At 38.2% G+C, this 13,332-nt stretch carries 11 protein-coding genes and 1 other annotated feature; all 11 genes read right to left on the bottom strand.

Going from position 1 to position 13,332, the window contains the following annotated elements; translation table 11 throughout:
• The 11 genes from sigH to AAAT26_RS01835 all read right to left on the bottom strand — a co-directional run bounded on the left by sigH (nt 1) and on the right by AAAT26_RS01835 (nt 13,301).
• Complete coding sequence (sigH, locus tag AAAT26_RS01885; protein WP_119563007.1) at nt 1–675, bottom strand: RNA polymerase sporulation sigma factor SigH; 675 nt, start codon at nt 673–675, stop codon at nt 1–3.
• A 73-nt stretch (nt 676–748) separates the two neighbouring features.
• Nucleotides 749–1,282 (bottom strand): NYN domain-containing protein, encoded by a 534-nt coding sequence (locus AAAT26_RS01880; RefSeq protein WP_004695995.1) that lies wholly within the window; start codon nt 1,280–1,282, stop codon nt 749–751.
• A 2-nt stretch (nt 1,283–1,284) separates the two neighbouring features.
• A complete protein-coding gene (gene rlmB, locus AAAT26_RS01875) occupies nt 1,285–2,016 on the bottom strand; it encodes a 23S rRNA (guanosine(2251)-2'-O)-methyltransferase RlmB (protein WP_024061847.1) in 732 nt (243 codons plus the stop codon).
• A 1-nt stretch (nt 2,017) separates the two neighbouring features.
• The gene (locus AAAT26_RS01870; RefSeq protein WP_123137910.1) at nt 2,018–2,494 is read right to left on the bottom strand and encodes a Mini-ribonuclease 3; all 477 of its coding nucleotides are present in this window, start codon (nt 2,492–2,494) and stop codon (nt 2,018–2,020) included.
• Complete coding sequence (cysS, locus tag AAAT26_RS01865; RefSeq protein WP_123137909.1) at nt 2,484–3,932, bottom strand: cysteine--tRNA ligase; 1,449 nt, start codon at nt 3,930–3,932, stop codon at nt 2,484–2,486. Before cysS ends, AAAT26_RS01870 begins: the two co-directional genes overlap by 11 nt.
• Nucleotides 3,933–3,981: 49 nt before the next feature.
• Nucleotides 3,982–4,188, bottom strand: a binding site (T-box leader).
• 240 nt (nt 4,189–4,428) lie between these two features.
• A complete protein-coding gene (locus tag AAAT26_RS01860) occupies nt 4,429–5,382 on the bottom strand; it encodes a bile acid:sodium symporter family protein (protein ID WP_230949586.1) in 954 nt (317 codons plus the stop codon).
• 136 nt (nt 5,383–5,518) lie between these two features.
• Complete coding sequence (gene gltX, locus AAAT26_RS01855; protein ID WP_123137908.1) at nt 5,519–6,988, bottom strand: glutamate--tRNA ligase; 1,470 nt, start codon at nt 6,986–6,988, stop codon at nt 5,519–5,521.
• Nucleotides 6,989–6,990: 2 nt separating this feature from the next.
• Nucleotides 6,991–8,166 carry a bifunctional 2-C-methyl-D-erythritol 4-phosphate cytidylyltransferase/2-C-methyl-D-erythritol 2,4-cyclodiphosphate synthase gene (locus AAAT26_RS01850; protein WP_077708469.1) on the bottom strand — a complete coding sequence of 392 codons (1,176 nt, stop codon included), beginning with the start codon at nt 8,164–8,166 and terminating at the stop codon, nt 6,991–6,993.
• Nucleotides 8,150–9,301, bottom strand: a complete 1,152-nt coding sequence (locus tag AAAT26_RS01845; protein WP_004696009.1) for a PIN/TRAM domain-containing protein — start codon at nt 9,299–9,301, stop codon at nt 8,150–8,152. Before AAAT26_RS01845 ends, AAAT26_RS01850 begins: the two co-directional genes overlap by 17 nt.
• 15 nt (nt 9,302–9,316) lie before the next feature.
• Entirely contained in the window at nt 9,317–10,690 is a 1,374-nt protein-coding gene (gene radA, locus AAAT26_RS01840; protein ID WP_004697141.1) for a DNA repair protein RadA, read from the bottom strand.
• A gap of 163 nt (nt 10,691–10,853) precedes the next feature.
• Nucleotides 10,854–13,301 carry an ATP-dependent Clp protease ATP-binding subunit gene (locus tag AAAT26_RS01835; protein ID WP_349208782.1) on the bottom strand — a complete coding sequence of 816 codons (2,448 nt, stop codon included), beginning with the start codon at nt 13,299–13,301 and terminating at the stop codon, nt 10,854–10,856.
• Nucleotides 13,302–13,332: the final 31 nt, after the last annotated feature.

Below are 13,332 nucleotides of genomic sequence, written 5' to 3'. Positions count from 1 at the left end.
TCATCCTTCCTGTGATGCTCGATGCGAGCCCAATACACGATGTTCTAAATACTTCTCTAATTTACGTTTTACCCTTTGTAGCGCATTATCAATAGATTTAACACTACGATCTGTGACCTCAGCCATTTCTTGATAGGAACGTCCATCAAGGTATCCTTCCAAGACTTCCCATTCGAGATCACTTAAAATATGACCAATATTGCGCTCAATATCATCTAGTTCCTCTTGACTGATAATGAGGTCTTCAGGATTTGTAATCTTTGTTGAAGATAGCATTTCAATCAATGTACGCTCAGAGTCCTCTGTATACACCGGTTTATTTAAGGATATATAGGAGTTCAAAGGCGCATGTTTTTGTCTTGTAGCCGATTTAATAGCTGTAATAATTTGTCTAGTTATACAAAGTTCCGCAAAGGCTCTAAAAGACGCTAATTTATCATGTTTAAAATCTCGCGTCGCCTTATAGAGTCCAATCATCCCTTCTTGGATGATATCCTCTCGGTCGGCACCTACCAAAAAATAGGAGCGAGCCTTAGCTCTTACAAAGTTCTTATATTTATTAACAATATAATCGATTGCAAACTCATTTTGCTCTTCCTGAGCTATGACCACAACTTGCTCATCGGTCATTTCCTTGAAATTGTAATCGGACTTGCGTGTATGAATCATTTTCATAAGCTCCTCCTTACAATTGAGCGAGAAAAACCAATATATTTATTATACTGGAACGGTATATGATTTTCAACTATCAATGACCTCGACGCAATTTCTCGAGCTTTTCAGCAACTTCAGGAGATAATAAACCTCCCACTTCATTACGACGCACTGAGAATTGATCACGTCTATGTTCATGAGCATATTGAAGTCGTTCTTCTTCCTTAGCAATACGAATCATATTTTGCAACTCACGAGCAGGAATGCGCAACCCGCCAGAGCCTAGAATTTGATTCTGTTCTGCCCCATCGGAGGTTACAACATATACATTAGTATATTTGCCTTTACGTAAAAATACCTCTCGTTCAATAAAGGAATCCGCCGTTTCTCCATCCTCAGTATACACTTCGATAAATCCACTTGTAATAGATTCAATGGAACCTCCAGATTTTGTATACTTACCATCAAATACAAGGATTACTTCGTAACCCTTAAATTTACCATAGTTCAACAATCTATCTCGAAGCTCCATTCTCGCATGTTCTAAAGACTCATGAGCCAATTTTTTCAAATGAGTCCAAGCAAAAATAACATTATAGCCGTCTACAATTAAAATATCTTTTAGCATGATTATTTCGCCTGGCGTTGACGTACCGCCTCATACATAAGAACTGCAGCTGCAACAGATGCATTCAAAGAATTCAAATTTCCATACATAGGAATTGTTACAAGGAAATCACAAGCTTCTTTTACAACGCGACTAATCCCCTTACCTTCATTACCAATGACTATAACCGTAGGAATTGTCATATCTGCTTCATACAAGGTACGATCACCTTCCATATGAGCCCCCATTACCCAAAATCCTTGTTTTTGAAGTTGTTTAATGGTTTGCACTACATTGCCAATTTGTACAAGTGGAATTTGTTCAATAGCTCCAGCAGATGTCTTTGCAACAGTAGCATTAATAGGCGCATTATGTCGTTTAGGAATGAGTACAGCCGTAGCTCCCGCACATTCAGCAGTACGAATGATAGCTCCCATATTATGTGGGTCTTCAACCCCATCCGTTAAGATGAGTAAAGGAACCTCATGTGTCGTTTCTTGTAATACCTCTCCCAATTCTTTAAATTGAACGGCCGATACAAGAGCTATAACCCCTTGATGTGGTACCTCCAAATCGTACTTATTCATCTGTTTAACTGGTGTAGGTCTAACTTCAATTCCTTGAGATTTAGCAAGGCCTACAATATCAGCTAACCCTGTTTTTACCTTATCTTCACTGACCAGAATACGTTGAATAGAACGGCCACTTTTAAGGGCTTCTTTAACCGCATTGCGACCTACAATATAATTATCCATACTACATACCTCGTAGAGTTATAGAAAAGGCTTGCCCCAAGATATGCTGTAAGCGGTCTTCTTGGCGCGTTTCATAAAGAAATCCTAGTACTGCTTCAAAGGCCGTACTACTGCGATATTCTTGAACAGTACTACTTTTAGGCACGTTTACATTACTATTTCTAGCACGGCGTGCAATAGCTTGTTCCTCTTCTGTGAAAGCATCTTCTATTTCTAGCAATACTTTCGCCTGTGATTTAGCACAAATAAATTCAGTAACAATTGTATGCAATACCTGTACCTTTGTGATATTCATTTGCACTACTCGTTCGCGTACATACATGGAGTATACTGCATCGCCGATATAAGCTAGCATAACTGCATCAGCACTTAGGCACTCTTCTATAGTCCGATTACGCAAACGAAGCGGCTCTTCTTCAAGAGCCGTCAGTTTTTTTATCGCTTCATTCTTTAAGAATTGAAATTGTTTAAACTTCACGTTTTTTCCACCGTGCACCTTGAGGGGAGTCCTCAATAGTAATACCAATCTCAGCTAATCGATCGCGAATACAATCAGCTAATGCCCATTGCTTTTGGTCCCGACAAGCTTGACGTACAGAAAGAATAACTTGCATTAATTCTTCGTATTCAGCAGCATTAGCACCCGTATTGCCTTCCCAAGCTTTTTCAAGAACACCAATAACATCTGTCATAAATTTGAAGATTCGTTTCACTTCAGCAATTGCCTCTTGGCAAACAACGCCTTCTCTACTTGTTACAGCTTGATAGTAGATATTAATTTCTTTTGCAAGACCGAACATACTAGAAGTTGCTAGAGCAGTGTTGAAATCATCACTCATAGCATCCTCAAATTCTTCTTCGTATGCTTTCGCTTTTTCTAATAAGCGTTGAGCTTCATCACATGAGCCTGGCTCACATTTTTCAAGGTAAAGAAGGTTTTCAATAGCTGTGCTTAACCGTTCCAAAGATTTATTAGCTTCTTCTAGACGCTCATCAGAGAAATCTAATGGGCTACGGTAATGCGTGCTCAATAAGAAATAACGCAATGCATCAGGACTATATTGTTCTAAAATATCTTTTACCAAGAAGAAATTATTCAAGGACTTAGACATTTTTTCAGAGTTAATAGTGATAAAACCATTGTGCAACCAGTAGCGCACTGCTGGATGTTGACCAGAGCAACCTTCTGATTGAGCAATTTCATTTTCATGATGAGGGAAAATCAAATCGCTACCACCACCGTGGAAGTCAAATTCTGTGCCTAAATATTTTTGGCTCATAGCAGAACATTCAATGTGCCAGCCTGGACGACCATTCCCCCATGGGCTTTCCCAATAAGGTTCACCAGGTTTTGCTGCTTTCCACAAAGCAAAGTCCATAGGATTCTTCTTACGACCATCTACTTCAATACGTGCGCCTGCCTCCATATCGTCTAATGTACGACCAGATAACTCACCGTAATGTTCAAATTTCTCCACACTATAATATACATCGCCATCGAGTTCATAGGCGTAGCCCTTGTCAATCAATGTTTTAATCATAGCAATGATATCATCAATATGCGTAGATACACGTGGATACATATCAGCCCGTTGTACACCTAATGCATCCATTACTTCAAAATAACTATCGATATAACGATTTGCAATGGTATCCCAAGAGACGCCTTCACCATTAGAAGTATTGATGATTTTATCATCCACATCAGTAAAGTTTTGTACATAGGTTACTTTATAGCCTACATGTTTCATATAGCGACGAATTACGTCCCAAGTCACAAAAGGACGAGCATTGCCAATATGAGGATGATTGTATGGTGTGACACCACATACGTACATTTTTGCCTCACCTGGTGTTACAGGATTAAAAACCTCTTTTTGGCGCGTCATAGTATTATAAACAGTAATTTCTCTCATCGTTACCGATGCCTCCAATTTTGTAAAATAAAAAAGACCTCTCATCTCATACAGAGACGATGGTCCGCGGTTCCACTCTGTTAGGTACCAATAGCGATACCCACTCATCGCATAACGGTGCGTCGCCGGACAAACCTACCTATAATCGGAGTGTCAGCTCGTGAATGCATTTCATCTACCTATCCATGAACCCTCCCACCATCGGTTCTCGCTAAAAAGTTAGTTGTAGAGTACTTCTTTCAGTCTCAGCTATTAAAATAATCTATATTCATATATAAAAATATTTTACCAATAAAGCTATAGAATGTCAATATTTACAAGAAAGATCCCCATCTTTCATAGGCAGCTATTCACATATCATACATAGGTATTTTAAATAGCTTAATTAGAAAGATGAGGATATATAATCAGAATATTAAATTACTATTATCATTCATAACAATAGCTTTTATAGCACACAAGTAATAATAATGTCATTACATCAAATCAATTAATATTAAGCATTTTCTAATTTATCTTGATCATCATGTTTACGGCAAATACCGGCAAAAATAGATCCTGTAAAGTTATGAATAATGGAGAATACTGCACCTGCTACCGCAGCTTGTGGTGTAAAGTGTTTTAGTGCTAAAGATACGGATAATGCAGAATTTTGCATAGCCACTTCGATTTGCATAGCACGACGAGAAGACACATCAATACTAAGAGCTTTACATATAAAGTATGTCACAACATAACCACTCAAATTTTGTACTAAACACGCTACAAAAATAATGAAACCAGTTTCGGCAATTTGCTTTTGGTTAACTGCAGTTACAGCTGCCAAGATAAGCAATACCGCGATAGCTGCAATGGTTGGACATACAGATTTTACAGGTTCAATTTTTGCGCCAATAAAGTAATTCAATACAATCCCCAAAATAATTGGTACTAACACGATTTTTACAATGGATATAAACATTGGCATAAATTGAATTTCAATAGAAGATGTTGCACCTGCATATAATACGACAAATAAAGGCGTTAAAATAGGTGCCAATAATGTGGATACAGTTGTTGCTGATACGGATAAGGGAACATTACCATTTGCAAGGAAGGTCATTACATTAGAAGCAGTACCACCAGGACATGCACCCAACAAGATAAAACCAATCCCAACTTCTGGAGGAAAATTAAATGCTAAGGCTACTAAGAAACCTGCCAATGGCATCCATAAGAATTGGATTACGGATACGAGAATAACCTTCATTGGTTGCTTAAATACATCAATAAAGACTTGAGCCGTTAATGTTAACCCCATCGCAAACATAACAAACTGTAGCATGTAAGCAATATATGGAGTCATCCAAGAAAATACTGCAGGTAGCATATATGCTAAAACAGCCATCAATAGTACTATCCAGGATAGATAACTATTGAATAAGTGATTAATAGAACGAATAACACTCATAAAAACACTCGCTTTCATAATAAATCAAAATTTAATACGCCGATTATTATAGCATTTCTATAGAATATTAACAACACATACAAAAGGAGTTCACATAACACTTGTTACGTGAACTCCTTTGATTAATTGATCAAATTTATTTTGTTAATGCACCTACATTATCTAAACGATGTAAGCACTTTTCTTTACCAAGTAATGTAACAATATTATTCAAATCCGGACCATGCATTTGACCTGTTAAAGCTACACGGATTGGCATAAATACGAATTTACCTTTTAAAGAGGTTTCTTTCATTACGGCCTTGATTGTTGCTTTTACAACTTCAGGTGTAATTTCATCAAGTTCAGCCAATGCATTCCGGAAAGCGCCGAGAACTGTTGGAGCTGTTTCTTCATTCAATACAGCACGCAACTCCTCTTCATGCCCCTCTTCAAGGAATACTGTTTCGCCCATAAACAAGCCTACATGATCTTTAATTTGAGCACCATAGCTAATATGATCACGGAATGTAGAGCATAATAATGCCAACCAATCAATATCAGCTTGATTCAAGCTATCTGGAGCTAAACCAACCTCTTTCAAATGCGGTAAACAAAGATGGAATAACTCTTCATCACTCAAATTCTTCATATAGTGGAAATTTATATGGTTCAATTTATCAATATCAAACACAGCAGGATTTTTCGCTACCCGATCCATAGAGAAAGCCTGAATTAATTCATCTTGTGTGAAGAATTCTTCTTCACCTTCAGGAGCCCAACCAAGAAGTGCCAAGAAGTTTACAAGTGCTTCTGGCAAGTACCCTAATTGTTTGTATTGTTCAACAGAGGTAGCACCATGACGTTTGGACATTTTTTTGTAATCTTTACCAAGAATCAAAGAAATATGACCAAACTTAGGGACCTCCCAACCAAGAGCTTCATAGATAGCCATTTGGCGAGGTGTATTGGATAGATGTTCCTCTGCACGAATAACGTGAGTAATCCCCATCATATGATCGTCCATTACTACAGCAAAGTTATATACAGGAATACCATCGGATTTAACGATAACGAAGTCACCTACACCATTGGACTCAAAGGATACATGCCCACGTACCATATCATCAAAAGCGTATGTTTTATTCAACGGTACACGCAAACGAATTGTAGGTTTACGACCTTCAGCAATGTATTTAGCCTTTGTCTCTTCATCTAAGTGTTCACAATGACCGTTGTATTTTGGTGTTTCCCCACGATCCATTTGATCTTGACGCACCGCATCTAACTCTTCAGGTGTGCAGTAACACTCATAAGCTTTACCTTCATCCAATAAGCGTTGTGTTACTTCTTTATATAAATCAAGACGTTCTGTTTGACGGTAAGGACCATTATTACCACCTACATCAATGCCTTCATCCCAGTTCATGCCAAGCCATTGTAAGGAAGCTTTAATATTCTCTTCACTTTCACGTGTAGAACGAGCTAAATCTGTATCTTCAATGCGCAATACAAATGTGCCTTTTTCCTTACGTGCTAATAACCAGTTAAATAAAGCAGAACGAGCACCACCAATATGGAATGGACCCGTAGGGCTTGGAGCAAAACGAACTTTCATGGAACTCATGATTAAATCTCTCCTTCATATACAGAAACGACAGCTTGTGCAGCAATGCCTTCGCGGCGACCAATAGCCCCTAGCATTTCATTTGTTGTCGCTTTAATACTAATACGATCTAATGGTATCTCTAAAATAGACTGTAAATTAGACTTCATCATATCGATGTGAGGTTTTAATTTAGGTGTCTCAGAAATAACCATAATATCAATATTATAGGCTTGTAACCCACGTTCTTTCAATAAGAAATTTACTTTTTCTAGTAAAAGCATGCTAGAAATCCCTTTATACTGGTCGTCTTCAGGTGGAAAATAGTATCCAATATCCCGTAAACCAGCGGCACCTAGCATGGCATCCATCAATGCATGAATGAGAACATCTGCATCGGAGTGACCATCAGGACCAAGGTCAGACTCGATATGAACACCACCTAAGATACAAGGACGCCCTGCTTTTAATTGATGAATATCATAACCAAATCCAACGCGCATACGCTTATCCTCAATTCCTAAATATCGTTTTGCTACTGCAATATCATTAGGTGTGGTCACCTTAATATTACAATAGTCTCCACTTACTATATGTACAGGCTTACCTAAATACTCGACGAGGGACACATCATCAGTGCCTAAATATTTTTCGTCATGAGCCTTTTGATGGGCCTCTTTAAATAGATCTTTTTGAAAGCCTTGTGGTGTTTGAATTTGGTATAACTCACTGCGTTTCAAGGTTTCTATTACGGTATGCTCTGTATTAACCCGTTTAATCGTATCCGTAGCAGGGACACCTACAGTAGCAGCTCTATATTCTATTGCGGCCCTAACAACAGAATCAAACAGTTTAGTTGATGCTAATGGACGCGCTCCATCATGAACTAGCACAATATTACTATCTTCTGATACAGCTTTGAGACCATATGCCACAGAATCTTGACGTTCTCTTCCACCAAATACTATCTTTACAGGAATATGCAAATCCAACCCTTGAATATGGTTAGACATATATTCTTGTTCGCCTTCAGCTACAACAAGAATAATTTCTTTTAAACCTTCAATCTTTTCTACATTTTGTATGGTACGTTGAATAATAGAATGTCCCCCTAAAGGAATAAATATCTTATTTTCTTTGTATCCCATACGGCGACCAGCACCTGCAGCGAGAACGATACAACTAATTGCCTTGCCCATTTTGTCCTCCATCTACACGAGCAAAAATCATCCGTCCTGCACTCGTTTGTAATATGGATGTAACCATAACCTCTACATTTTGACCAACATAAGGCTTACCATCCTCTACGACAATCATCGTGCCATCGTCGAGATAAGCCACACCTTGGTGTACTTCCTTACCTTCTTTCATGATTTGAACGCGAATCCATTCTCCAGCGATTAGAGCAGGTTTTAATACATTTGCCAATTCATTAAGGTTAAGCACTTCAATACCTTGTACACGAGCCACCTTATTCAAGTTAAAGTCATTAGTCATCAATTTCCACTGCTTATCTAAAGCAAGTCGCATAAGTTTTGAATCAACCTCTACAAGATCATCATAATCATCTTCAACAACTTCTATAGCTACCTTATTGGCATCTTGCATATCCTTCAAAATATCAAGGCCACGTCGACCACGGTTGCGTTTCGTAGCATCCGCAGAGTCAGAAATTACCTGTAACTCATTTAATACAAATAGTGGCACCATAAGAGGGCCTTCAATGAAGCCCGTAGCACATAGTTCTTTGATACGACCGTCAATGATAACTGAAGTATCTAGTAATTTTGGCGTACTAGAGGATTTATCTAATTTATGAGTTGAAAACATTTTAAAACGACTTGTTTTTTTAGTGCTATCTCCTCCCCATTGTTGTACGTAATTATTGTACATTTCGGGTCCTTTACGAGCCATGATTTTAAGTCCACTATATCCAAAAATAGCACTCAAAATTATAGGAATATAAGGTCCTATAATAGGTACTTGATTGAATGCAACACCAATTAGATTTGCAATAATAAGGCCGAATAATAAACCGATGGTGCCTGCAATCAATTCTTGATTTGGAATATGAGTAAGAATACGCTCTAATCTTTTAGCAATTACTAAACCTTGTTTCAGAATAAATGATGAAATCAGATAACCAATAACAAGGCCTAATAGAGTACCTACGATTAATACTGCAATACGTGCAATTGTTAACGACATGTCCCCAAAAGATTCAAATTGAGAAACCAAATATGGGTCAATAATAGGTGCTAAGCTATCCATTCCCACGTAGGCTGCTGTACCTACTAAAATGGCTATTACATAGCGTAAAATCCGATAAATCATGAAATCACCTCCTAATTATGAAAATACGAGTTGCATCGCCTCTTGTATAGATTTGACACCTTTAATTTTGATAGAACTATCATTATCCTTAATTTGTTTATAGTTGCCTTCAGGAATAATAAACTTTTTAAAACCTAATTTCTTGGCTTCATTTATACGCTGTTCAATGCGAGGAATACTGCGAACATTACCAGTTAAGCCTACTTCACCTAAAATTACCATATCTGTTGGAACGATTCGATTTTTCAGATTTGACACAATGGCAACCGCCATAGATAAATCACAAGCAGGTTCATTTACCTTGAGACCACCGATAACATTTACATACACGTCTTTATTACCTAATGTAAAGCCACAGCGTTTTTCTAAGACTGCTAATAATACGATTAACCGGTTAAGATCATAACCAATCGCCGTACGTCTAGGCATACCAAAAGCCGTAGTAACGACCAAGCTTTGTACCTCTACCAAGATGGGGCGAACCCCTTCGAGGTAAATCATAACAGCACTGCCGCTTTCTTCATCGGAACGCTCGGCTAAAAGAGAAGCAGACGGATTGGACAATTCCTGTAACCCTTCCTCTACCATAGCAAAAATGCCTGTTTCTGATGTAGATCCAAAACGGTTTTTAATGGACCGTAATATACGGAATTGATAAGAACGCTCCCCTTCAAAGTAAAGCACTACATCTACCATATGCTCTAACATACGAGGCCCTGCAATATTGCCTTCCTTTGTTACATGGCCAATGATTACAGTAGGTATATTTCGTTCTTTACAGAAGCGAAGTAGGCGAGATGTGCATTCACGAACTTGACTAACACTGCCTGGCGCAGCATCTATATCTCCAGTATACATAGTTTGTATAGAGTCAATGACTAGTAAGGAAGGAGTCATTGCTTCAGCTTGCTCCAATATATGATCTAGATCAGTATCTGCAATAACTTGTAACCGTTCACTATTAATATGCAGTCGTTCTGCTCGAAGTTTAAGTTGTAACTGAGACTCTTCACCAGATGCATAAAGAACTGCTCCTACTGTATCGGCTACCTTCTGGGATACTTGTAGTAACAGAGTAGATTTACCAATACCAGGATCACCACCTAAAAGCATTAGAGCACCAGGCACTATGCCCCCACCTAATACACGGTCAATTTCACCAAAGGTTGTAGATACGCGTGCAATAGAAGAAATTTCGATATCTGGCAAGGCGGTAGGCTTCGCCGTTTGATTTCCAACACCTCGAGAAGGTGTTCGACTATGTTTAGTTTCTTTAATTATTTCTTCAACTAATGTATTCCATTCTCCACATTGTGGACAACGGCCCATCCACTTAGAGGATTCAGCCCCACAATTTTGACAAAAGAATACAGATTTTGCTTTTGCCATAACACCTCAATACATTTAAAAAGAAAGGTCATGAATGATAACCATTCATGACCTTTTATGCATAATTTTACTACATGGTTAACTATCATCATTTTATAGTATACCATTTAACTTATATTTTTTATATGAAAGGTAGTCATCAACTGTATAATTTGTATTTTTATCATATTGATACAACAAGATCGTTATCCTTTGCATCTGCTTTAATAATTTTACCTTCTTTTGCATCTCCTTTCAAAATAAGATCGGACACTGGGTCCTCAATTAAACGTTGAATAGCACGTTTTAATGGTCGAGCCCCCATTGTGAAATCAGAGCCCTCCTTAACAAGTAAATGCATAGCCTCAGGAGAGATTTCTAATTGTAAATCACGCGCTTCAAGGCGTTTTGTAACATCACTCATCAAGATAGTTACAATTTCTTTTAAGTCCTCTTCTGTTAATGGATGGAATACAATCATTTCATCAATACGGTTTAAAAACTCAGGTCTAAAATGACGTTTCACCGCATCCATTACTGACTTCTTAGCCTCTTTAAACTCAATTTCTTTATTTTCATCTACATTGAAATCAGATTTTTTAGCCGCTAAGAAACCAAGTTCTGGAGAGTTTTTATGTAAAGCTTTAGCACCTAAGTTACTTGTCATAATAATAACTGTATTTCTGAAATCTACAGTTCTTCCTTGACTATCAGTAAGACGACCATCATCAAGAACTTGTAACAAAATATTAAAGAAATCTGCATGTGCCTTTTCCACTTCATCGAGGAGGATAACGCTATATGGTTTGCGACGTACCGCATCTGTTAATTGTCCATCTTCTTCATAGCCTACGTAACCTGGAGGGGCACCGACTAAGCGAGACACAGTATGTTTTTCCATATATTCAGACATATCAAGTCGAATCATAGCAGATTCATCGCCGAACAAGGAGGATGCAAGCGCTCTTGCTAGCTCAGTTTTCCCTACACCAGTTGGCCCAAGGAACAAGAATGAACCAATAGGCCGTTTTGGGTCTTTTAATCCAGCCCTTGCACGGCGTACAGCTTTAGCTACAGCAGTAACAGCCTCATCTTGACCTACTACGCGTTTATGAAGTTCTTCTTCCAAATGTAGTAAGGTTGCAGACTCTTCTTCTGCAATTTTAGCCACTGGAATGCCTGTCCATTGCGCTACTACAGCAGCTATGTCTTCCTCTGTTACTATTAACTTTTGATCGCTTTTTTCTTTAGCAATAGATTTTTTATCACCAATTTCTTTTAATAGTAATTGTTCTTCATCGCGAAGCTTTGCAGCCTTTTCGAAATCTTGAGACGTAACCGCAGCTTCTTTTTCTTTCTTAACTGTATTGAGGCGATCCTCTAATGCTTTAACATCAGGTGCTGAAGAAAATACTTTCATACGAACCTTAGATGCAGCTTCATCGACTACATCGATAGCCTTATCAGGTAAGAATCGATCTGTAATATATCGGCTAGATAAAGACACAGCTGCTGTTAATGCCTCATCTGTAATCTTAGCCTTATGGAAAGCTTCATACCGATCTCTTAATCCCTTTAAAATTTCAAGAGCATCCTCTTCGTTAGGCTCTCCTACTTGAACGGGTTGAAAACGACGCTCTAAAGCAGCATCTTTTTCTATATATTTCTTATATTCATCAAGTGTTGTGGCACCGATAACTTGGAATTCACCTCGTGCCAAAGCAGGCTTTAAGATATTAGCTGCATCCATAGCGCCTTCAGTAGCACCTGCCCCAACCAATGTATGAATTTCATCTATAAAGATAATCATATCATCATGTTGTTGTACTTCATCAATGGCTTTTTTTAACCGTTCTTCAAATTCACCACGGTACTTGGCACCCGCTAACATAGAACCAATACTAAGAGAAATAATGCGTTTATTACGTAAAATCTCCGGTACATTATCAGTCACAATACGCTGTGCCAAGCCTTCGGCAATAGCTGTTTTACCTACACCTGGTTCACCAATAAGAACAGGATTATTTTTAGTTCTACGGCTGAGAATTTGAATGACTCGTTGAATCTCCGTATCGCGGCCAATAACAGGATCAATCTTACCTTGTTTAGCAGACTCATTAAGATCAGTTGCAAAATCTGACAGCTCACCTAAATCATTATTGCTATTTATTCCCTCTTGACCACCATTATTGCTACCTTTATTCGAGCCAAGAATACTACGAATTGCTTCTACTACATCATTACTACGTATATTCATAGCTCGTAAAATAGCAACTGCAACACCGCTACCATCGCTAAGTAGGCCCAATAGAATATGCTCAGTACCAACGTAATTGTGATTCATTTGATTTGCTACTTGAATGGCAAGCTCAAGTACATGTTTAACGCGAGGTGTCATATATATTGACGTTGCCTTTTTATTACCACGTCCTACATGTTCTTCTACAGCTTCAAAAATATCTTCTGTAACAAGGCCAAGCTCTTCTAAAGCTTTAGCTGCTACACCATTTTTAACCTTTGTAAGGCCAATGAGTACGTGTTCAGTACCAACATAGTCATGTCCTAACTCCAAAGCAGCCTCTTGAGCTAACGAAAGAACACGCTGTGCATCGTCTGTAAACCGTTGCATCATAATATCACCTCATCTATCTATGTAAATTGTA

The sequence above is a fragment of the Veillonella parvula genome (assembly GCF_040094895.1).
GTDB classification, from domain to species: Bacteria; Bacillota; Negativicutes; order Veillonellales; family Veillonellaceae; genus Veillonella; species Veillonella parvula_L.
The sequence above is the reverse complement of the archived record's forward strand: the minus strand, read 5'-3'. Positions and strand labels throughout refer to the sequence as shown.